This window comes from Lentzea sp. NEAU-D7 (assembly GCF_026242055.1).
GTDB lineage: Bacteria > Actinomycetota > Actinomycetes > Mycobacteriales > Pseudonocardiaceae > Lentzea.
Map to the genome: position 1 here is coordinate 33,084 of NZ_JAPJDL010000015.1, position 19,986 is coordinate 53,069.

At 70.0% G+C, this 19,986-nt stretch carries 25 protein-coding genes; 14 read left to right on the forward strand and 11 right to left on the reverse strand.

The annotated features are described in order from the left end of the window. Positions 1-57 precede the first annotated feature (57 nt). Positions 58-894 (forward strand): N-acetyl-1-D-myo-inositol-2-amino-2-deoxy-alpha-D-glucopyranoside deacetylase, encoded by an 837-nt coding sequence (gene mshB, locus ORI60_RS27370; protein WP_266040874.1) that lies wholly within the window; start codon positions 58-60, stop codon positions 892-894. Beyond that, a complete protein-coding gene (locus tag ORI60_RS27375; protein ID WP_266040875.1) occupies positions 884-1,318 on the forward strand; it encodes a hypothetical protein in 435 nt (144 codons plus the stop codon). The genes mshB and ORI60_RS27375 overlap by 11 nt, the downstream gene beginning before the upstream one ends. Here the strand turns inward: ORI60_RS27375 and ORI60_RS27380 are convergent. Beyond that, on the reverse strand, positions 1,294-1,935 hold the full coding sequence (locus tag ORI60_RS27380) for a GNAT family N-acetyltransferase (RefSeq protein WP_323055950.1): 642 nt from the start codon (positions 1,933-1,935) through the stop codon (positions 1,294-1,296). The genes ORI60_RS27375 and ORI60_RS27380 overlap by 25 nt on opposite strands. Positions 1,936-2,168: 233 nt before the next feature. Between ORI60_RS27380 and fdxA the strand changes: the two genes are divergently transcribed. Both fdxA and dapC read left to right on the forward strand, forming a co-directional pair. Next, a complete protein-coding gene (gene fdxA, locus ORI60_RS27385; protein ID WP_218130387.1) occupies positions 2,169-2,498 on the forward strand; it encodes a ferredoxin in 330 nt (109 codons plus the stop codon). Between the two features lie 2 nt (positions 2,499-2,500). After that, the gene (gene dapC / locus ORI60_RS27390; protein ID WP_266041059.1) at positions 2,501-3,592 is read left to right on the forward strand and encodes a succinyldiaminopimelate transaminase; all 1,092 of its coding nucleotides are present in this window, start codon (positions 2,501-2,503) and stop codon (positions 3,590-3,592) included. Here the strand turns inward: dapC and ORI60_RS27395 are convergent, their stop codons facing one another. The 3 genes from ORI60_RS27395 to ORI60_RS27405 form a co-directional block, all read right to left on the reverse strand. Then, the gene (locus tag ORI60_RS27395) at positions 3,593-4,498 is read right to left on the reverse strand and encodes a hypothetical protein (RefSeq protein WP_266040877.1); all 906 of its coding nucleotides are present in this window, start codon (positions 4,496-4,498) and stop codon (positions 3,593-3,595) included. Between the two features lie 86 nt (positions 4,499-4,584). Then, positions 4,585-5,541 carry a 2,3,4,5-tetrahydropyridine-2,6-dicarboxylate N-succinyltransferase gene (gene dapD / locus ORI60_RS27400; RefSeq protein ID WP_266040878.1) on the reverse strand — a complete coding sequence of 319 codons (957 nt, stop codon included), beginning with the start codon at positions 5,539-5,541 and terminating at the stop codon, positions 4,585-4,587. 69 nt (positions 5,542-5,610) lie between these two features. Beyond that, positions 5,611-6,024: a hypothetical protein gene (locus ORI60_RS27405; protein WP_266040879.1), complete on the reverse strand. Its 414-nt coding sequence runs from the start codon at positions 6,022-6,024 to the stop codon at positions 5,611-5,613. Positions 6,025-6,084: 60 nt separating this feature from the next. Between ORI60_RS27405 and dapE the strand changes: the two genes are divergently transcribed. From dapE to ORI60_RS27420, 3 genes are all read left to right on the forward strand, one after another. After that, on the forward strand, positions 6,085-7,152 hold the full coding sequence (dapE, locus tag ORI60_RS27410) for a succinyl-diaminopimelate desuccinylase (RefSeq protein ID WP_266040880.1): 1,068 nt from the start codon (positions 6,085-6,087) through the stop codon (positions 7,150-7,152). Positions 7,153-7,169: 17 nt separating this feature from the next. Next, positions 7,170-7,952, forward strand: a complete 783-nt coding sequence (locus tag ORI60_RS27415) for a TIGR00730 family Rossman fold protein (RefSeq protein ID WP_266040881.1) — start codon at positions 7,170-7,172, stop codon at positions 7,950-7,952. Between the two features lie 115 nt (positions 7,953-8,067). Continuing rightward, the gene (locus ORI60_RS27420) at positions 8,068-8,601 is read left to right on the forward strand and encodes a TIGR00730 family Rossman fold protein (RefSeq protein WP_266040882.1); all 534 of its coding nucleotides are present in this window, start codon (positions 8,068-8,070) and stop codon (positions 8,599-8,601) included. Here the strand turns inward: ORI60_RS27420 and ORI60_RS27425 are convergent. Then, positions 8,572-9,624 carry a winged helix DNA-binding domain-containing protein gene (locus tag ORI60_RS27425; RefSeq protein ID WP_266040883.1) on the reverse strand — a complete coding sequence of 351 codons (1,053 nt, stop codon included), beginning with the start codon at positions 9,622-9,624 and terminating at the stop codon, positions 8,572-8,574. The genes ORI60_RS27420 and ORI60_RS27425 overlap by 30 nt on opposite strands. 10 nt (positions 9,625-9,634) lie before the next feature. Beyond that, entirely contained in the window at positions 9,635-11,131 is a 1,497-nt protein-coding gene (locus ORI60_RS27430; protein ID WP_266040884.1) for a CocE/NonD family hydrolase, read from the reverse strand. Between the two features lie 117 nt (positions 11,132-11,248). Here ORI60_RS27430 and ORI60_RS27435 point away from each other — a divergent pair, with 117 nt between their 5' ends. Both ORI60_RS27435 and ORI60_RS27440 read left to right on the forward strand, forming a co-directional pair. Further along, the gene (locus tag ORI60_RS27435; protein ID WP_266040885.1) at positions 11,249-11,587 is read left to right on the forward strand and encodes a hypothetical protein; all 339 of its coding nucleotides are present in this window, start codon (positions 11,249-11,251) and stop codon (positions 11,585-11,587) included. Beyond that, positions 11,587-12,498: a glucosyl-3-phosphoglycerate synthase gene (locus ORI60_RS27440; protein ID WP_266040886.1), complete on the forward strand. Its 912-nt coding sequence runs from the start codon at positions 11,587-11,589 to the stop codon at positions 12,496-12,498. The genes ORI60_RS27435 and ORI60_RS27440 overlap by 1 nt, the downstream gene beginning before the upstream one ends. Here ORI60_RS27440 and ORI60_RS27445 read toward each other — a convergent pair. From ORI60_RS27445 to ORI60_RS27460, 4 genes are read right to left on the reverse strand one after another with little or no spacing between them, the layout of a single operon-like run. Further along, positions 12,388-13,731 (reverse strand): amino acid ABC transporter ATP-binding/permease protein, encoded by a 1,344-nt coding sequence (locus tag ORI60_RS27445; RefSeq protein ID WP_266040887.1) that lies wholly within the window; start codon positions 13,729-13,731, stop codon positions 12,388-12,390. The two genes, ORI60_RS27440 and ORI60_RS27445, sit on opposite strands and share 111 nt — an antisense overlap. Beyond that, positions 13,728-15,077, reverse strand: a complete 1,350-nt coding sequence (locus ORI60_RS27450) for an ABC transporter ATP-binding protein/permease (protein WP_266040888.1) — start codon at positions 15,075-15,077, stop codon at positions 13,728-13,730. The genes ORI60_RS27445 and ORI60_RS27450 overlap by 4 nt, the downstream gene beginning before the upstream one ends. After that, positions 15,047-15,670 carry a cytochrome d ubiquinol oxidase subunit II gene (locus tag ORI60_RS27455; RefSeq protein ID WP_266040889.1) on the reverse strand — a complete coding sequence of 208 codons (624 nt, stop codon included), beginning with the start codon at positions 15,668-15,670 and terminating at the stop codon, positions 15,047-15,049. The genes ORI60_RS27450 and ORI60_RS27455 overlap by 31 nt, the downstream gene beginning before the upstream one ends. Next, positions 15,670-16,830: a cytochrome ubiquinol oxidase subunit I gene (locus ORI60_RS27460; protein ID WP_266040890.1), complete on the reverse strand. Its 1,161-nt coding sequence runs from the start codon at positions 16,828-16,830 to the stop codon at positions 15,670-15,672. Before ORI60_RS27460 ends, ORI60_RS27455 begins: the two co-directional genes overlap by 1 nt. Positions 16,831-16,962: 132 nt before the next feature. Between ORI60_RS27460 and ORI60_RS27465 the strand changes: the two genes are divergently transcribed. From ORI60_RS27465 to ORI60_RS27485, 5 genes are read left to right on the forward strand one after another with little or no spacing between them, the layout of a single operon-like run. Continuing rightward, entirely contained in the window at positions 16,963-17,301 is a 339-nt protein-coding gene (locus tag ORI60_RS27465) for a PadR family transcriptional regulator (protein ID WP_266040891.1), read from the forward strand. Continuing rightward, positions 17,286-17,978, forward strand: a complete 693-nt coding sequence (locus ORI60_RS27470) for a permease prefix domain 1-containing protein (RefSeq protein WP_266040892.1) — start codon at positions 17,286-17,288, stop codon at positions 17,976-17,978. Before ORI60_RS27465 ends, ORI60_RS27470 begins: the two co-directional genes overlap by 16 nt. After that, a complete protein-coding gene (locus tag ORI60_RS27475; RefSeq protein WP_266040893.1) occupies positions 17,975-18,283 on the forward strand; it encodes a DivIVA domain-containing protein in 309 nt (102 codons plus the stop codon). Before ORI60_RS27470 ends, ORI60_RS27475 begins: the two co-directional genes overlap by 4 nt. Next, a complete protein-coding gene (locus ORI60_RS27480; RefSeq protein WP_266040894.1) occupies positions 18,267-18,668 on the forward strand; it encodes an SRPBCC family protein in 402 nt (133 codons plus the stop codon). Before ORI60_RS27475 ends, ORI60_RS27480 begins: the two co-directional genes overlap by 17 nt. Beyond that, positions 18,665-19,210: a DNA-3-methyladenine glycosylase I gene (locus ORI60_RS27485; RefSeq protein WP_359757614.1), complete on the forward strand. Its 546-nt coding sequence runs from the start codon at positions 18,665-18,667 to the stop codon at positions 19,208-19,210. The genes ORI60_RS27480 and ORI60_RS27485 overlap by 4 nt, the downstream gene beginning before the upstream one ends. Here the strand turns inward: ORI60_RS27485 and ORI60_RS27490 are convergent. Next, on the reverse strand, positions 19,197-19,982 hold the full coding sequence (locus ORI60_RS27490; RefSeq protein ID WP_266040895.1) for an enoyl-CoA hydratase-related protein: 786 nt from the start codon (positions 19,980-19,982) through the stop codon (positions 19,197-19,199). The genes ORI60_RS27485 and ORI60_RS27490 overlap by 14 nt on opposite strands. Between the last annotated feature and the right edge of the window lie 4 nt (positions 19,983-19,986).

A 19,986-nucleotide genomic window follows, 5' to 3' on the forward strand; every position in this document is an offset into this window, starting at 1 on the left:
GACCACTCGGCGCGGGTGCGGCGGAACCACCCTTGGGCCAACCTTTACTCTTTTCCAGTGACGCTGACTGCCCCACCACGGTTGCTCTTCGTGCACGCCCACCCGGACGACGAGAGTCTCTGGACCGGCGGCACCATCGCGCGCTACGCCTCGGCCGGCGCGCACGTCACCGTCGTCACCTGCACGCTGGGCGAAGAGGGCGAGATCATCCCGCCCGCGCTGGCGAACCTCGCCGCCGACGCCGCCGACCAGCTGGGTGGATACCGGGTGGGTGAGCTGAGATCAGCCTGCGCCGCACTCGGTGTGACGGACCACCGGTTCCTCGGCGGCATCGGCCGGTGGCGCGACTCCGGCATGGTCGACGTGCCGTCCAACGCCAAGCCCCGCGCGTTCGTCCAGGGACCGCTCGACGACCAGACCGCCCAGCTGGTCGAGATCCTGCGCGAGGTCAAGCCCCAGGTCGTCGTGAGCTACGACGCGTTCGGTGGTTACGGCCACCCGGACCACATCCGCGCGCACGAGATCACGGTCGCCGCGTGCGCCCAGGTCTCCGAGGTCGAGCGGGTCTTCTACGCGGTGACGTCCCGCGACGCCACGAACGCCGGGGTGGCCGCGCTGGAGAACGTCCCCGAGGCGTTCCGGCTGCCCGAGCCGGGCGAGCTCCCGGTGACACCCGATGAAGAGATCACAACGGTTGTCGACGTGTCGGAGCACCTGACGGCCAAGCGCCGCGCGTTGCGTGCACACTCGACGCAGGTCAGTGTGTGGGACGGCGGGTACGCGCTGTCGAACAACATCGCGCAGCCGCTGGTCGGTGCCGAGTACTACGTGCTCGCGAAGGGCTCGCCGGAGGGCGCGGCCGCGGATCTGTTCGGAGGACTGGGTGACAGGTAGCTGGCGAGTCGTCTTCCTGCTGCTCCTGTGCGTCGAGGCAGCAGTGCTCGCCGTGCTCGAAACGATGTTCCTGCCCCTGCGCTTCGACGGCACGCTGCTGCCGGACCTGGGCGGCTGGCCGTTCCCGATCATGATCATCGTGGCGGGCGTGACGACGCCCCTGCTGGTGTCGTGGGCGGCGGGGCTGTCCCAGAAGGTCCTGACCGCCGCGCTGCCGCTGCTGGTCTGGTTCTTCACGCTGCTGGTGTTCGGCTACCTGGAGCCGGGCTCCAACAGCAGCACGCCCCTCGTGCTGCTGCAGGACTGGCGGGGGCTGTTGATGTTCGCCGCCGGCACGTTCCCCGGCGCGGTGGCCGTCGGGGCCGTGATGGCGCGCAACGCGGCCAACCGGCCTGGCCTCTACGAGACCGCCGGGATCCAGTAGCGGTAGCGGTGGTGCTCGGTGCAGCCGAGCTCCTCGTACAGCCTGATCGCCGGTTCGTTGTGCTCGGCCACCTGCAGCGCGCACGTCGTGGCGCCCTGTGCCAGGCCCCAGCCCGCGAGCTCGCCCATGAGCCGCCGCGCGAGGCCCTGACGGCGGTGTGACGGCCGCACGGCGAGCCGGGCGACGTGCAGCACGTCCTCGACCACGGCGCCGCGCACGGCCGCGACCACGGTGTCGCCGGCGGTGATGCTCGCGAAGCAGACGCCGCTCCCGCTGCCGAGCACGTGCCGCTGCGCGGCGGACACCTCGGATCCGGCCGTGAGTTCCCACCATCCGGGAAGATCGCGACTCTCGGCCACGCCGTCCGCGAACTTCTCCAGCGCGCCGGTCATCACCAGTGACTCGGCACCACCAGGATGATCCAGATCGACGCGCCAACCGGCGGCTTCGATCGCGGACTCCGGGGGTGAGCCGTTGACCACATGCGCGGTGGGTTTGATGCCGTGCTCGCGGGCGAACCCTTGAGCGGCCCTCAACGCCTCCGGGACGGGCATGCCGGGGTCACCGCAGGTCAGCGTGCTGTTCGCGCGGCCGGTGAAGCCCGCGGCGGCACGCATCAACCAGTCTCCAAGCGGAACTTCTGCCAGGGCGGGCCATGCTCGCGCGCAGAGTGATTCCAGGTGATCCACGGTGTGCACACGTTCATCCTGACTAGGTTGGAAAGAGATTTTCCGGCCGGGGGTTGTGACGTGGCACACCGTGCAGCTAAGGCAAGCCTGACCGGGTGATACTCGAACGTGCCGCGTACTCTCCGGCTTGCGCGGTGTGACCGATGAAGTTGGAGAGCGCAGTGACTTATGTGATCGCCCAGCCGTGCGTGGATCTGCTCGACAAGGCGTGCATCGAAGAGTGCCCCGTCGACTGCATCTACGAAGGCGACCGGATGCTCTACATCCACCCCGACGAGTGTGTGGACTGTGGCGCGTGCGAGCCCGTGTGCCCGGTGGAAGCCATCTACTACGAGGACGACGTCCCCGACGAGTGGAAGGACTACACCAAGGCGAACGTCGACTTCTTCAACGAGCTCGGCTCGCCCGGTGGCGCGTCGAAGGTCGGCAAGGTCAGCGCCGACCCCGAGTTCGTGAAGGCGCTCGCACCACAGGCTGCTGAGGGGCATTGATCATCCGACGCAGGGGCCCGGCGCTGCCGGACTTCCCGTGGGACCAGCTGGCAGGCCACGCCGCCAAGGCGCGCAAGCACCCCGGCGGCGTGGTCGACCTGTCGGTCGGCACCCCTGTCGACCCGGTTCCCGCGGTGATCCAGTCCGCGCTGTCGTCGGTCGCCGACGTTCCCGGCTACCCGACCACCCACGGCACTCCTGAGCTGCGCGCGGCCTTCGTCGCCGCGGTGGAGCGCCGGTACGGGATCGTCGGCGTCCAGGAAGCGGCGGTGCTGCCCACGATCGGCTCCAAGGAGCTCGTGGCGTGGCTGCCCACCCTGCTCGGCGTAGGGCCGGGTGACGTCGTGGCCGTGCCCGCCGTCGCGTACCCCACCTACGAGGTGGGCGCGCTGATGGCGGGGGCCGAGGTCGTCCGCCTCGCCGACGGGGAGCAGCCGCCCGCCGGCACGAAGCTGGTGTGGCTCAACTCGCCGTCGAACCCGACGGGGCGCGTGCTGTCGGCCGAGCAGCTGCGGGACGCGGTCGCCGCCGCCCGCGCGGTCGGCGCGGTCGTGGCGTCGGACGAGTGCTACCTGGCACTGCCGTGGGACTCCTCGCCGGTGTCGGTGCTGCACCCGTCCGTTGTGGACTCCTTCGACGGGGTGCTCGCCGTGCACTCGCTGTCGAAGTCGTCGTCGCTCGCGGGCTACCGGGCCGGGTTCATCACCGGTGACCCGGAGCTGGTCGCGGGTCTGCTGGAACTGCGCAAGCACGCCGGCATGATCGTGCCGCGGCCGGTGCAGGAGGCCATGCGCGCCGCCCTGGAGGACGACGAGCACGTCGCCGAGCAGCGGTCCCGGTACCTGGCCCGGCGGCAGGTCCTGAAGCCCGCGCTGGAGGCGGCCGGGTTCACCGTGTCGCACTCGGAGGCAGGGCTCTACCTGTGGTCGTCCCGCGGTGAGGACTCCTGGGAGACCATCTCCTGGCTGGCCGACCGCGGCATCCTCGCGGCTCCGGGCACGTTCTACGGACCGGCGGGTGCGAAGCACGTGCGGGTCGCGCTCACGGCCACCGACGAGCGGATCGCGGCGGCGGTCGAGCGCCTCGGCGTCTGATCAGGGCTTGAGAGCCGACCAGACCCTGCGGGTGAACTGGTTCGGCGGCACGGCGTCCGTGGTGAGCCGCACCGACGTGCTGATCTCCTCGCCGCTCAGGCCCAGGCCGAGCACGAGGTGCCAGTGCAGGTCCCAGAGGTCGGCGAACTCGTCCAGTTCCACGTCCGCGTCCGCGCTGACGTGGAGCACGGCCGGTTCCGCGACGCGCACGACGCGTTCGACGGCCCGCACGTCCCGCGTGTTGGTGCGGAAGCTGAACGCCAGGTCGACCGTCTCGCTGTCGAGCCCGTACGTCGCGTACGAGTGGCATCTGTGGTGCGGCAACGACAACGGCTGGTTCGTCTCCAGGTAGAGGTCGCCCTCGAACCGCAGCGTCGGTGAGTGCTGGCTCAGGGTGGCGCGGGCGCTGACGAACTCCCAGCCGGGCATGTCCAGCTTGGGCACCAGCAGTTCCAGCACCTCGCTGCGCCGCGCGGACCGGGTGCGCTCACCCGAGCGCCACGGGATCTCCCTGCTGTAGGGCTCTTTCTTCGTGACGAACACGTACGGCGCGTTGTCGGTCTGCAGGCTCAGGACGACGACGGTGCGGCCGCGCGCCCAGTCGAACGCGACGGTGGTCAGACCCGGTGCCACGCCGTCGAAGTGGCTCTCGACGCGGGGCCACCAGCTCGACAGCTCCTCGGCCAGCGCGCCCTTGACGTACCGGCCCTTCTCGTCGACGCCGACGATCCACATGGCCTCCGACCCGCGCGCGGCGTTGCACAGCGCCGCGATCTGGCGGGCCGCCTTGCCGTGGTCGATCGGCCACTGGGTCTTGAACTCCACGAAGGAGTCCTCGGACTGCGCCCCCTCCAGGGCACGCTCGATCGCGGCGCGAGCGTTCAACTCAAGTCGCTGTTTGAGCACGTGCACCTCCTAGAGCCGGCGAGGGCCAGTCCGCCTGCGCAGACCGGGCCCCGGACACCGCATTCGCCTCCCTGAAGCGGCTGGGGTCAGTCGTTGGCGTGCAACGCGGCGTTCAGTTCGACGCCGGTGCCCTTCCGGGGCTTGACCTTCACCGCGCCGGTCACCGAGTCCCGGATGAACAGCAGGTTCGATTGTCCGCTCAAAGTGACCGCCTTGACGACCTCGCCGTCCGGCAGCGTCACCTTCGTGCCGGCGGTGACGTAGAGGCCGGCCTCGATCACGCAGTCGTCGCCCAGCGAGATGCCCAGGCCGGCGTTCGCGCCGAGCAGGCAGCGCTCGCCGATGCTGATGACCTGCTTGCCGCCGCCCGACAGCGTGCCCATGATCGACGCGCCGCCGCCGACGTCCGAGCCGTCACCGACCACGACGCCGCCGGAGATGCGGCCCTCGACCATCGAGCTGCCGAGCGTGCCGGCGTTGAAGTTCACGAAGCCCTCGTGCATGACCGTGGTGCCGGACGCGAGGTGGGCGCCGAGGCGGACGCGGTCCGCGTCGCCGATGCGGACACCGGACGGGACGACGTAGTCGACCATGCGCGGGAACTTGTCGATGCTGTACACCGTCACCGGGCCACGGACGCGCAGGCGGGTGCGGGTCTGCTCGAAGCCGTCGACCGCGCACGGGCCGTGGTTCGTCCACACGACGTTCGTCAGCAGGCCGAACATGCCGTCGAGGTTCGCGCCGTGCGGCTTGATCAGGCGGTGGCTGAGCAGGTGCAGGCGGAGCCAGATGTCGTAGGTGTTCTCCGGGGCGGCCTCCAGGTCGACGGCGACCTTGACGCCGACGACCTCGACGCCGCGCTCCAGGTCCTCGCCGAGCAGCTTCGCGGCGGCCTCACCGAGGGCTTCCGCGATCTCGGCGGAGGACACGCGGACGGTGCCCAGCTCTGCCGTCCCACCGAGGGCGGGGGACGGGTACCAGGTGTCGAGGACGGTGCCGTCCGGGGTCACAGTGGCCAGGCCGATGCCGTATGCGGTGCTCACGGGTACCGAGCTTAGTCCGCTGACCGGTCCGGCCACCGTCCGGCGGGGCAGGGCCCGGCCGCCGGGAGCTCAGTCGGGAACCTCCGCGCTGAAGTACAGCGAACCCAGGTCACCGCGGGTCGCGATGAGCGCCTCGTTGCACTTCGACTGACGCGCGTCGGTGCTGGACACGTTGTCGACGCGCACCTCCGCGCACCGGTGTGCCTCGAAGTCGCCCACGGCGGTCATCAGCCGCGGCAGGACCTCGCTGACGTCCTCCTGGACCTGCTTGCCCCGCAGCGACCCGTCGAGCTGCCGGGTCATGGTGCCGACGTCCTCGACCCACGCGGCGCAGTCGGCCGGGGTGAAGCTGTGCTGGGAGCCGCACGGCGCGGTGAACAGCGACCTGATCGCGCCGCACTGCCGGTCGCACGCGGCGGGAGCCTCGCCGCAGCCGGTGGTCATGAGCAGCAGGGAGATGACCAGGAGTGTTCGCTTGATCACGCAGTGCACGGTATCGGCTGAACGGCTCAGCGCCCAAGCCGCCTGAGTAGGGTGAGCCGCGTGTCCGACACCCTTGATCTCTTCGCCGACCCGATCGACCTGACGACCTCGCTGGTGGATGTGCGCAGCGTGTCCGGGGAGGAGGCGGAGATCGCGGACCTCGTGCAGCGGTCGCTGGAGCTCCACGCGCCCCACCTGGAGATCACCCGATCAGGCAACTCCGTGCTGGCCAGGACGACCCTCGGCCGGGAGCGCCGGGTGGTGCTCGCCGGGCACCTGGACACCGTGCCGATCAACCAGAACTTCCCGAGCCGCCGCGAGGGCGACGTCCTGCACGGCTGCGGCACGGTCGACATGAAGGGCGGCGACGCGGTCATGCTCGCCATCGCGGCCCTGAGCCACCAGGCGCGCCACGACCTCACGTTCGTCTTCTACGACTGCGAGGAGATCGAGGCCGAGCGCAACGGGCTCACCAGGATCCAGCGCGACCTCCCGGAATGGCTGCTGGGCGACCTCGCGATCGTGTGCGAGCCGTCCAACGGCACGGTCGAGGCGGGCTGCCAGGGCACGATGCGGATCGAGATCAGGACGTCAGGGAAGCGCGCCCACACCGCCAGGGCGTGGATGGGCCGCAACGCCATCCACGGCCTGGGCGAGGCGCTGCGCAGGCTGGAGGTCTACGTGCCGCGGCAGCCCGAGATCGACGGCTGCCAGTACCACGAGGGCCTGCAGGCCGTGAAGATCAGCGGCGGCGTCGCGGGCAACGTCGTGCCGGACGAGGCCGTGCTCACGGTCAACCACCGGTTCGCGCCGGACCGCACGGTGGAGCAGGCCGAACAGCACCTCCGCGAGGTCTTCGAGGGCTTCGACGTCACCGTCACGGACCTCGCGGCCGGTGCGCTGCCGGGTCTGAACGCCCCCGCGGCGCAGGAACTGGTGCTGGCCGCCGGTGGCACTCCGGTGGCCAAGCTGGGCTGGACGGACGTGGCGCGGTTCGCGGCGCTGGGCATGCCCGCGGTCAACTTCGGGCCGGGCGATCCGACGCTGGCGCACACCCAGGAGGAGAACGTGCCGGTCCGGCAGATCACCGAGTGTTTCGCCGTGCTTAAGCGGTTTTTGCTGGACTGATCACTAGAATCTCAGTGATGACGGAAGAGAAGAAGAACGGCGCCGTCGATGAGCGCCCCTCGGAGAAGCGTCGCGGCCCGGTCGTGGAGCGGCGTGACCGCAAGGACGACCGCACCACCACCACGGACCAGCGCCTGCTCGACTCCCGCGGCCCCTCGGACTGGGTGCACACCGACCCGTGGCGGGTCCTGAGGATTCAGGCCGAGTTCGTCGAGGGTTTCGGCGCGCTGGCCGAGGTGCCGAGCGCGGTGACGGTCTTCGGATCCGCGCGCACCGGGCGTGACCACCCGGAGTACCAGACCGGGCGCGAACTGGGCGCCGCGCTGGCCGAAGCCGGGTTCGCGGCGATCACCGGTGGCGGTCCGGGCGCGATGGAGGCGGTCAACCGCGGGTGTTCGGAGGCCGGCGGTTTCTCGATCGGGCTCGGCATCGAGCTGCCGTTCGAGCAGGGCCTGAACCCGTGGGTCGACCTCGGCGTGAACTTCCGCTACTTCTTCGTGCGCAAGACCATGTTCATCAAGTACTCGCAGGCGTTCATCTGCCTGCCGGGTGGGTTCGGCACGCTCGACGAGCTGTTCGAGGCGCTGACACTGGTGCAGACGAAGAAGGTCACGAAGTTCCCGGTCGTGCTGTTCGGAACCGAGTACTGGCAGGGTCTTTACGACTGGATCCAGAGCTCGGTGCTCGCCGGCGGCAAGGTCGGCGAGAAGGACCTCGCGCTGCTGCACCTCACCGACGACATCGACGACGCGGTGCGCGTCGTCAAGGACGCCCACAAGGCGTGGGCGGACGCGCACTGACGCCGCACGTCGAGCAAGGCCCGGCCTGCTGCCGCGCGCGGCGGGCCGCGGCCACGTCCCGGCCGCGAGGTGCGGGCCCAGCACCTTCGAGCACGGAAGTGGAAATCTCAGACCGATGTACGTAGCTGTTTACTGCGGAAGCCTCGCCACCGTCCCCCAGAGCTATGTCGATCTCGCCGCGGAGGTCGGGCGCCAGATCGCGGAACGCGGCTGGCACCTCGTCTGGGGCGGCGGGCAGACGTCGATGATGGGCGCGGTGGCGCGGGAGGCCAGGGCCGGCGGCGCCCACACCTACGGCGTCATCCCGAAGGGCCTCGCCACCAGGGAGATCGCCGACCGCGAGTCGACCGAGCTGCACGTCGTCGACACCATGCGCGAGCGCAAGAAGATGATGGACGACAAGGCGGACGCGTTCCTGACGCTGCCGGGCGGCATCGGCACCGCCGAGGAGTTCTTCGAGGTGTGGACGGCCGGTGTGCTCGGCATGCACGGCAAGCCCGTCGTGCTGCTCGACGTCGACAACCACTACAAGGGACTCGTCGAGTGGCTGACGGAGTTGCGGGACAAGGGTTTCGTCTCGCACGCCGCGCTGAAGTCGCTGATCGTCACGGACGACGTGTCAGTCGCCCTTGACGCTTGCGTCGTCTAGTCCCTTCGCCCTGGCCAGCACCTGGGTCTCCGGCAGGAGGTCCGGCAACGGGCGGTACGGCGTCGCCGTCACCTCGAACCGCTTGCCGGACACCACCCTGCCCTGCCAGGAACCCGCGATCTCGCCGTCCACCAGGATCGCCCCGCGCCGGCCGAGGATGCGGAAGATGTCCTTCTGCGCGGCCTTGTCCGGCAGCAGCAGGTCCCGGTCGCGAGCCTGGAGGTACGGGTCGGTCGGCGGCAGGAGCCTGACCTCCGGCGGTTCGGCGTCGACGATCTCCACGTCCTCCGGCAGCCACGCCTTGGCGCCCTCGACGGTCACCTCGACCAGGCCCTCCTGCGGCCAGCGCTTCTTCACCTCGCGGGTCGACGTGCCGAAGTAACCGGCCACTTCGGACGGTCCGGCGGGGCCGTGCAGCGTCAGGTACCGGTGCACCAGCTCGTCGAACCCCGCGGTCTTGCGCGGCACGCCCGGCCAGCCGTGGATGCGTTCGAACGTCACGGTCTTCTCCTCCGGGATGATCCGGAGACCCGCGGGCAGCGCGCCGAGGCGGAAGATCGGGTCGCTCACGTGCTCGGTCTGGCAGCCCCGGCAAGGTTCGATCGTCTGCTTGGGTGCCAACGGGGTCAGGGCCTTGCTCACCTCGCCCTTGGTCATCGGCTTCGTGACGATCGACCTCATGGCGGTGGCGATGTGCCGCAGCGACGCCAGCAGGTCGTCCACCTTCGGACGTGCGGCGCGGGCACGGGCGTCGGCGTCGCTCCACGGCCACAGCGCGCGGGCGAACGCCTTCAGCTCGCCGGCCCGGTGCAGGTGAGGAGCGCCCCGCACGGACCAGGTCACGGTGAAGTCCGCTGTCGACGGTGCGTCCAGCCGGGCGGCGAGGCTCAGCAGGGCCGAGCCGGAGGTGTTGTCCTGGACGCCCAGGGAGAACACCGCCAGCTCGGTCGCGTCGCTGATCCGCCGGTCCAGTTCGTGCTGGTGGATCCGGTGGAGGAGCACCTGTTTCCGGGTGAGGTCCACCCGGACATTCTTACGCCTTCGGAACCGTGAGGCTCGACGGTCCGAAGGTGACGGTTGAGCCACGTGTCGATTCCGTCAGATAACGCGGGTCCACCGTGTCGATCACCAGTGCGGTCCGGTTGCCCCAGCCGACGTTCCACACCGTCGGCTCCAGCTCCACGTCGAGGGTCTGCGTGCGGCCGGCACCCGTCACCTTGATCGGCTTGTGCGTGATCAGCGCGCCGAGGCCCAGCGGCCCGACCTCGTACAGGTACGCGAACAGCGTCGTCGTCTCCGCACTCGGGGTGACCTGGAGCTTGAGCTTCGGCGTGCCGGCGAGCGTCGCACCCCTCGGGTACTGCGGTCCGCTCCACACGCCCGCGACGTTGCGGTCGACGAGCGGCAGCGACACCCCGGTCGGGATGTTCAGGAACCCTTGCAGCGCACCGGAGAGCAGGATCGTGCCGCTGTCGGCGACGGTGCCCCACCCGGCGGTGATCTTCCTGCCGTCGAGCTGCACCGTGTCGGCGTTGGCGTTCGGCCAGGCGCCGAACTTCCGCCACTCGCCGCCGTTGTTGGGCTTGAGCTGCACCGGCTGTTCGGCGTCGACGCCGTTGGCCGTGCCCTTGACGTAGCGGTCGAACCAGCGGCCGACCGACTCCCAGATCTCGTTGGGCAGCCCCGCCGCGCCGAACAGCTCGGCGGTGGCGTGGTCACCCGGCGAGAGCATGAGCCGCTTCGGGCCGGTCAGGCCGCCGTAGAAGTCCGCGATCTGGCCCGGCGCGAAGATGCCGTCGTTCCAGGCGTTGCCGAGCAGGACCGCGGTGCCGTTGGCGTTGATCTGGGCGATCTTGGACGCCGCCGAGCGGTCGGCGGAGATCGGCACGACCTCCCAGAACCTGCCGTCGCGGTAGGCGTCCTCGGCTTCGACGAGGACGGGGCCGGGGCGCCCGGTGGCCTTGCCCGCCGCGAGCAGGACCTCGACGGCCTGCTTGTTGACGGTGCTGTTCGGGTAGAGCGAGCGGGCCAGGTCGGTCCACGTGCTCAGCGCCGCCGCGGCCTTGATGCGCCTGTCGTTCGCCGCGGCCAGCAGGGACTGCCCGGCACCGTAGGAGATCCCGGCCGCGCCGACCTTGGTGCCGTCGGCGTGCGCGTTGGCGATGGCCCAGTCGATCACCTTGCTGACGTCGCCGACCGTCTCGGGCCCGGCGATGTCGATCTGGCCGCCGGAGTCCCAGAAGCCGCGGCTGGTGTAGCTCACCACGACGTACCCGGACTGCTTGGCGAGCTTGGCGGCCGCGCCGACGTACTCGATGTTGGGAACCGCCCAGCTGGACGGCATGACGAGCAACGGGAACGGGCCGCTGCCCTGTCCGGTCGGCTCGACGACCAGGGCCTTCAGCACGGTGCCCCCGACGCCGGGGATCGACCTGTACGAGATCTGGTGACCCGGAACCACCGCGATGGCGGCCGGAGCACCGAGCAGGGTGGAGAGGAGTACCAGGACTAGAACAAGTGACCGTCGCACTCTGGTCCTCCTTGACCATGACGTAGATCACACAGGGTTGTTACCGCGGAGTAAACCAGGTTCCTACTCGTGAGTAGCAAGCGGCTGTGAGCCAGCTCACTGTCTACGCTGGGTGGTGTGAACCGATTCCGCGTTACTGAGCTGCCGAAAGACCGCGTGCTGGTCGTTGCGCATCTGACCAGCGCGGACGCCCTGGCGGCGGTGGTCGAGGCCGGAGCCGACATCGTCGAGTTCGAGGGTGAGCTGGACCTTCCGCCGCTGTCCGAAACCGTGGACGCGGTGACGATCGCCGCCGGCGACGAGGACTTCACGCTCGCGGCTGCCACAGTGGCTGCGATGTCCGGAGCACGTGCCGTTCGTGCGTCCGACGTAAGGCAGGCGAGGAAGGTCGTGGAGATGGTCGCGAGCGTGATGGGCACCCGTCCGCCGGCCAGGGCGATGCGGGCGCTCGCCTGATGCTGCCCTCCGTCGAAGCCTGGTTCGCCTCGCACACCTGGCAGCAGCCGTCCTGGACCCCGGCCGAGCTGGTCGCGTTGAAACGCGGTCGCACGGTGTCCGTCGTGCTGCCCGCGCTGAACGAGGAGGAGACCGTCGGGGACGTGGTCTCCGTGGTCCGGCCGTTGCTCGGGACGCTCGTGGACGAGCTCGTCGTGATGGACTCCGGCTCGACCGACCGGACGGTGGAGGTCGCCTCCGCCGCCGGGGCGCGGGTCGTGCTGCGCGAGGACGTCGTGCCGTGGCTGCCGCCGTTGCCGGGCAAGGGCGAGGTGCTGTGGCGGTCGCTGGCCGCGACCACCGGGGACCTGGTCGTCTTCCTGGACTCCGACCTGGTCGACCCGGAGACGGCGTTCGTCACGGCGTTGCTGGGGCCGTTGCTGCTCGACGGCGGCGTGCACCTGGTGAAGGGGTTCTACCGGCGGCCGTTGCGGCTGGAGAGCTCCGGTGGCGGACGGGTCACCGAGCTGGTGGCGCGGCCGCTGCTGAACACGTTGCGGCCCGAGCTCTCCGGTGTGGTGCAGCCGCTCGGCGGCGAGTACGCGGCGACCCGGTCCTTCCTGGAGTCCGTGCCGTTCGCGGCCGGCTACGGCGTGGAGATCGGGCTGCTGCTCGACGTGCACCGGATGCACGGGCTTTCGGCGCTGGCCCAGGTGAACCTGGGCGTGCGCAAGCACCGGAACCGGTCACTGCTGCAGCTCGGGGCGATGTCGTCGCAGATCATGGGAACGGCGCTGGCCCGCTGCGGTGTCGAGGCCGAATCAGGTCCACTGACGCAGTTCGTCCAGGTCGGCGGGGAGTGGCTGCCCGACTCGACCGACGTGCTCGTGGCCGATCGGCCCCCGATGGCGCACGTGGTCGAAAAGGGCTAGCTGCTCTTCGCGGTGGGTGACGACCAGCGCTGCGCCCCGGCAGTCGTCCAGGACCTTGCCGAGCACGCGGTCGGCCTGCCGCGGGTCGAGGCCTTCGGTGGGCTCGTCCAGGAGCAGGACCTCCGGGTGCGCCAGCACCGACCTGGTGAGGACCAGGCGCTGGCGCTGGCCTCCCGAGATCTCCTCGCCGCGTTCGCCGACGACCCGGTCCCAGTCGAGGTCCAGCTCGGCGATCCCCGCTGCTCTGTCGAGTTCTTCCTGGGTGGCATCGGGTTTGGCCAGCAGGACGTTCGTGCGGACCGTGGTGTGGAAGACGTGGGCGTCGGCCAGCGCGCCTTTGCTCGGTTCGAGTTTCCGTGCGATGGCGTTCAGGAGCGTCGTCTTGCCCGAACCGCTCGGGCCGACGATCGCCGTTCGGCCGGTCAGCTCCGGGACTTCCGGCTCGTAGGCCGGTTCCGGCTCGTCGGTGGGTTCCGGCACGGGCTTGGTGAGGGCCGCGAGCGGGACGGTGATCTCGAACGCGGCGACGGCGGCCATGATCAGCCAGGCCGGTTCGTGCTGCGCGAGCATGAGCAGTGCCGCGCCGAACTGGACGGCGATGGCCAGCGGGGTCAGATCCCTCGTGCGTTCCTGGCGGGACAGCTCTGCCGCGGTTCTGGTCGCGGCGCGGAGTTTCTCGTCGAACAGGCCGTACGCGATGAGTTCTTCCTTGCTGTGGACCAGTTCGGTGGTTTGTTCGGTCAGCCTGGCGCGCAACGGGGTCAGGTCACGCGGGTTGCGGACGGCGAGCCAGGGGAGCAGCGCGAGGTTGATCAGCAGCCCGGCGACCAGCGGCAGCGAGAAACCCGAGACGACCGCGACGACGGCGCCGACCAGGGCCGCGGTGATCCACGGGAGGGTGGCGCGGAGCCGGGTGTCGAGCTGCTGGTCGACGTTCGTGACGATGCGGGTCAGGGCCGTGCCGGACGGGACGTGCCTGCGGTGCGCGAGGTCGTCGTAGACCCGGCCGCGCAGTTCGACGGCCTCGCTGAGCACGGCCTTGTGGCTGGTCAGGCGTTCCAGGTAGCGCAACGCGCCCTTGGCGAGCGCGAGCGTGCGGACCGCGACGATCGCCACGGTCAGCGCCTGCACGGGCGGGTGCTCGGCGGCGCGCATGACCAGCCAGGTCGCGGTCGCGGTGAGGCCGACGCCGGCGAGTTCGGCGAGCATGCCGACTCCGATCGCGAGCTTCACACCTTCACCACCCTGTCTACCTCGCCGAGCAGCGCGGGCCGGTGCGCGACGATCACCGCGGTCCGGCCTCGGGTGAACTCGCGGGTTGCCTGCAGCACGAGGGACTCCGTTTCCGCGTCGAGGTGTGCGGTCGGCTCGTCGAGCAGGAAGAGCCCTGCCTGACGCCGATCCAGGGCGGTGGCCAGCGCGACCCGCTGCCGTTCGCCGGACGAGAGGTTCGCCGGGACGAGCGTGGGGCGTTGCGGCACCCAGGACAGCGCTGCCAGCCACTGCCCGTGGTCGATCTCCCGCAGGTCGACACCGCCGACGAGCACACGGCCCTGGTCGGGCTGCACGAAACCCAGCAGCAGCCCGAGAACCGTGCTCTTGCCCGCGCCGCTCGGCCCGACCAGCGCGATCCGCTCGCCGGGCCGGATGCGCAGCGAGAAGTTCTCCAGGCTGCGGACGCTCACGCCGTCGAACACGATCTCGGCCTGAGCGAGGTCCGGCGGAGCCTGGCCCGCGGTCTCCCGGTGCGCCGGCACCTTGGCCAGGACCTCCCGGCCCTGGGCGCTCTCGTGGTACTGCGCGCCCGCGGCCCTGAGCGGCAGGAACGCCTCCGGGGCGAGGAAGAGCACGAGCAGCGCGGTGTGCAGCGCCACCCCGCCGCCGAGCAGCCTGAGGCCGACCGGCACGGCGACGAGCGCGACCGACATCGTGGCCACGAGTTCCAGCACGAAGGCCGACAGGAACGCGACCCTGAGCGCCGACATCGTCTCGGTCAGGTGCCGCGCGGCCAGCGTGCGGACGGTCGTGGACTGCGCCTCGGCCCGGCCGAACGCCCGCAGCGTGCCGATTCCCTTGACCACGTCGAGGAAGTGCCCGCCCAGGGTGGCCAGCGCGTCCCACTGGCGGGCCGTCCGCTCACGGGTGTGGGCGCCGACCAGCGCACCGAAGACCGGGATCAACGGCAGCGTCACGAGGATCGTCAGAGCCGCGGTGAGGTCCGCGAAAGCCAGCCTGATCACCACCGCGATCGGCACGGCCACCGCCAGAACCTGTTGCGGCAGATACCCGACGACGTACGGCGTCACGTCGTGCACACCCCTGGTGACCAGCGTGGCGACCTCACCGGCCTTGGTGCCGGGCGAGCGCAGGAACGCCTCCCGCAGCCGCGCCCGAGTCCGTTCGGCGGCTCGGTGCGCCCACTCGCGGTGCACCCACCACACCAGCACCCTGGCGCCGATGACCAGGCACAGCAGGAGAAGTCCCGTTCCGCCGCTCAGCACCGACGCCAGGAGCTCGGCCTGGGCCAGCACCAGGAACGGGATCGGGATCAGCGCGAGGAGAGGGCGACGGTCGACCATTGCACCAGCACCACCAACGGGATGATCGGGATCGCGACCCACGCGAGCAGGCGGAGGGTGTCGTCGTGCGCCATGAGGCCGGTGACGTCGATCGAGCTGAACGCCAGCGGGATCGGCAGCGCGCAGAGCAGCGCGGTGACCGGGAACAGCTTCCAGCGCCGGGTCTGGAACACCCAGCCGTGCACCGCGAACAGCGCCGGCATGACGAGCGCCACGGGCCACGGGGCGTGCAGCAGGTGCGCCAGGAACAGCCCCCAGCCCACGGACACCATCAGCGCGCCCGCGAACACCAGCCACCACCAGAGCCGCAGCTGCACGGCCGCCATGAACAGCACCAGCCCGGACAGGACCAGCGTGAACGTGGTGTGCGCGCCGGAGAGCAGTTCGCCCTCCAGGCGCGGGAAGGCCGCGAACAGCACCCCGATCGCGGCGACCAGCCACACCTCGTTGCCCAGGAAGAACGGGTTCATCCGCCGCAGGGAGACCTCGCGCCCGCGGAACGGCAGCAGCAGTCCGGTGCCGTAGTCGAAGCCGGCCAACGCGAAGTAGCCGACGGTCAGCGTGCCGAGCACGACGAGCCAAAGAGTTTCCATCAGAGCGTCACCACCAACGGCGAGACAGGGGCGGGCGCCACGTCCGGTCCACGACGGACCGCGCGTGCGATCAACGCCCAGTCCACGCAGGCCAGCACCACGAACAGGAACGTGAACACGATGAGTGACAACAGGATCTGCGAGGCGTCCACATGCGACACCGCGTCCTCGGTGCGCAACAACCCGTAGATGAGCCACGGCTGCCGCCCGATCTCCCGGAACATCCAGCCGAAGATGGCCGCGGCGAAGGGGAACGGGATGCCGATCACCATGAGGTACAAGGGAAAGCGCATCCGGATCACGGCATCCCTGATGAGCAACGGCAACGTGAGCCAGCTGATCATCGTCAGGCCCATCCCGATGAGGATCATGAACCCGAGCGGCGCGCCGATCCACTGCGCGGCCTCGCTCTTGCCGGGCTGGTACTGGGCGATCACGGGGAACTGAGCGAAGCCGGCGCCGATCAGCGACGGAGTGGCCAGGGCCGTGGTGACCACGCCCATCCGCAGCGAGCGCCGGAAGAAGTCGACCTCGGGCGTCCGCTTGATGAAGTGGTACGCCGAGACCCCGGTCATGAACACGCCGCCGGCCGTGATCGACGCGAAGACCACGTGCGTCAGCGCCGAGGTGAAGGTCGGGTTGGTCAGCAACGCGCCGAAATCGTCCAGCCGCACCACGTTCCCGTCGATCCGGTACCCGACGGGGTGCTGCAGGAACCCGTTCGCCGCCATGATCCAGAACGCCGACGCGAACGCGGTCAGCGCCGTCAGGTACAGCAGCGCCAGGTGCAGCCAGCGGTTCAGCCTGCCCCAGCCGAAGATCCACAGTCCGAGGAACGTCGACTCCAGGAAGAACGCGATCAGCGTCTCCATCGCGAGCGGCGCTCCGAACACGTCACCGGCGTAGGTGGCGAGCCCCGACCAGTTCAGCCCGAACTGGAACTCCATCACGATGCCGGTGACGATCCCCAGCGCGTAGTTGATCACGTAGATCCGGCCCCAGAACCGCGTCATCCGCTCGTGCACGGGCGCGCCGGTGATCGTGAACCTCGTCTGCATGATCACCAGCAGCGTCACGAGACCCAGCGTGAGCAGCACGAACAGGAAGTGGAACGACGTGGTCGTCGCGAACTGGAGCCGGGCGAGGTCTACTGCGCTCATGAGTAGCGACGGTATGTGTAGCGCGCCTACTTATTAAGGCTCGAAGGCGCATCTCAGGGGGATCTCAGGGCTGACCCTGACCGGAGATTTCAGGGGCCACTCGCAGGGCGCACATCAGTAGAGTCGCTACCCATGAAGCCCGACGCGCTACGCGGCCACCTCGACGCGTTGCTCCTGGCCACGCTCGACGGCAAGCAGTTGCACGGCTACGCGATCATCGAAGCGCTGCAGCAGGGCAGCGGGGGTGCGCTGGACCTCCCGACGGGCACCGTCTACCCGGCGTTGCGCAGGCTCGAACGGGCCGGGCACGTCAGCAGCGACTGGAGCACGGTCGGAGGTCGCAAGCGCCGCACCTACAAGCTCACGCAGGCGGGGCAGCGCGCGTTGAACGCCGAACGCGACGCGTGGCGCGAGTTCACGACGGTCATCGACGGGGTGCTGGGAGGTGGGGGCAAGTGGGCGCAGACGTGATGGACGTGGACGTGGTCGACCGGTACATGACCGAGCTCGGCTCGCGGTTGCAGGGCTCGAAGAAGCAGGTTCGCGAGCTGCTCACCGAGACCCGCGACAGCCTCGCCGACGCCACCGAGGCGCACCTGGACCGCGGGCTCACCGAGCGCGAGGCCCAGGAACGCGCGGTCGAGGAGTTCGGGCCGGTGCGCGAGATCGCCAACGAGTACCAGGCGGAGCTGGCCGTCGCGTACGGCACGCGCACGCTCGTCTGGCTCGCGATCGTGCTGCCGTTGATGCACATGGCGTGGGAGTACGGCCGGATGCTGCTCATCGGGCCGTGGCGGGACTTCGGCACGATGCCGCCGGACTGGTACCTGTTCATCGCCAAGGCCAACGATCTGACCAGCGGCATCGCGTCCGGCGTGGCGCTGGTGGCGTTGGTGCTCGGCCGGGTCCTCGCCCGCAAGTACGACACGAAGCTGCTTGCCAGGCTCGGCGCGACCATCGCTCTGGTGGCTGTCGGAGCCGTGCTGCTGGGCAACGTCGCGATCATCCTGGCCACCGCGCACTTCGACGCCTCACGGCTCGTGCAGTCGTTGCCGATGAGCATCGCGAGCCTGGTCACCTGGATCGTGATCGTTCGTCTCGGTCTGCTCGCTCGCCGCTGCCTGAGCTGTGCCACGATCGTCGCGTGACCAACGCCCTGATCTACCTGATCGTGATGATCGCCGTCGCGGCAGTGGTGTTCCTGCTCGCGGCGTTGGTGTTCGGGCGCGGCGAGGAGCTCGCGCCGCTGCCACCCGGTGCGTCGCCCACGCGGCTGCCGGCCGACGACATCACCGCGGACGACATCCGTGAGCTGAAGTTCCAGCAGGTCTTCCGCGGCTACAAGATGACCGAGGTCGACTGGGCGTTGCAGAGGCTCGCGACCGAGGTCGAGACGCTGCGGGCGCGCGTGCGGGAGCTCGAGGAGCTGGAGAGCAGTGACCACGGAGCTTGAGCTGGCCGTCCAGGTCGCTGCGCCGCCCGACACGATCTTCCGGGCCGCGACCGACTGGGAACGCCAGTCGGAGTGGAACTCCGGCACGCGCGTGTCCGTCGTCGAGGGCGACGGGAGGTCGGTCGGCAGCGAGATCGACGCCGTGACGTTCGGCGTCGGCGACCGCATGCGGATCACGCGCTGGGACCCGCCGCACGCCGTCGAGTTCCTGCACCTGGGCAAGGTCGTTCGCGGCACCGCCGTGTTCGCCGTGCGCGGCAGCCGTTTCGTGTGGACGGAACGCCTCGAGGTGCCGTTCTTCTACCCGCTGGTGAAGCCGCTCTTCGTGCTGATGCTGCGCCGTTCGCTGCAACGGTTCGCCCGGTTCGCGGAGGAGTACCGGTGATCTCCCGTTGTCCCTGGGGCGACTCGACGCCGGACTACGCCGAGTACCACGACACCGAGTGGGGCGTGGAGCTGCACGGCACGCCCGAGCTCTACGAGCGGATGTCGCTGGAGGCGTTCCAGTCCGGGCTGTCGTGGATCACGATCCTGCGCAAGCGCCCGGCGTTCCGCGCGGCGTTCGGCGGCTTCGACCCGGTGCTGGTCGCGGAGTTCGGCCCCGCCGACGTCGAACGGCTGATGGCCGACGCGGGCATCGTCCGGAACAGGATGAAGATCGACGCCGCGATCCACAACGCGCGGGTGATCGTCTCGGAGGGCGTCGACCTGGACGCGCTGCTGTGGTCGTTCGCGCCCACCCGCCACGTGCGGCCCGCCACGTTCGCGGACGTGCCGGCGATCACGGACGAGTCCAAGGCGATGGCCAAGGAACTGAAGAAGCGCGGCTTCAAGTTCCTCGGCCCCACCACGTGCTACGCGCTGATGCAGGCGACCGGCATGGTCGACGACCACATCGCCACCTGCTTCAGGGCTAGCGCCCGATGAACTTCGGCGCCCGCTTGTTCACGAACGCGTCGACCGCCTCGCGGTGGTCCTCGGTCGCGCCGCAGTCGGCCTGGGTGCGCCGCTCGGCCTCCAGCGCGTCCTCCAGGGTGCCGTCCGCCGCCGCGGCCAGCGCTTCCTTGATCTTCGCGTAGGCCGTCGTCGGCCCGGCGGCGAGCTTCGCGGCCAGGGCGTGCGCGGTGGACAGCAGTTCGGCGTCCGGCACGACCTGGTTGACCATTCCGACCCGCAACGCCTCCTCGGCGCCGACGGGCTGCGCGAGCAGCATCATCTCCATCGCGCGGCCGTGGCCGATCAGCCGCGGCAGCGTGTAGGACGCGCCCGAGTCCGCGGTCAGGCCCACGTTCGCGAAGGCCATCAGGAACTTGGCCGACGTGCCCGCGATGCGCAGGTCCGCGGCGTAGGCGAACGACGCGCCGGCGCCGGCCGCGCTGCCGTTGACCGCGGCGATCACCGGCTTCGGCATGGCGATCAGCTCGCGCACGATCGGGTTGTAGTGCTTCTCGACGGTGTGCAGTGGCGCCGGATCGCCGGCCTGCAGCAGGCCGATGTGCTCCTTGAGGTCCTGACCCGCGCAGAACGCCCTGCCAGCACCCGTGATCACCACCGCGCGCACCGACTCGTCCGCCGCCGCCTCCTTCAGCGCGGCGAGGAACGCCTCCTTCAGCGTGACGGTGAAGGCGTTGAACGACTCGGGGCGGTTGAACGTGAGCGTGCGCACACCATCGGCGTCGTCGACGAGGAGCTCGGACACTGGA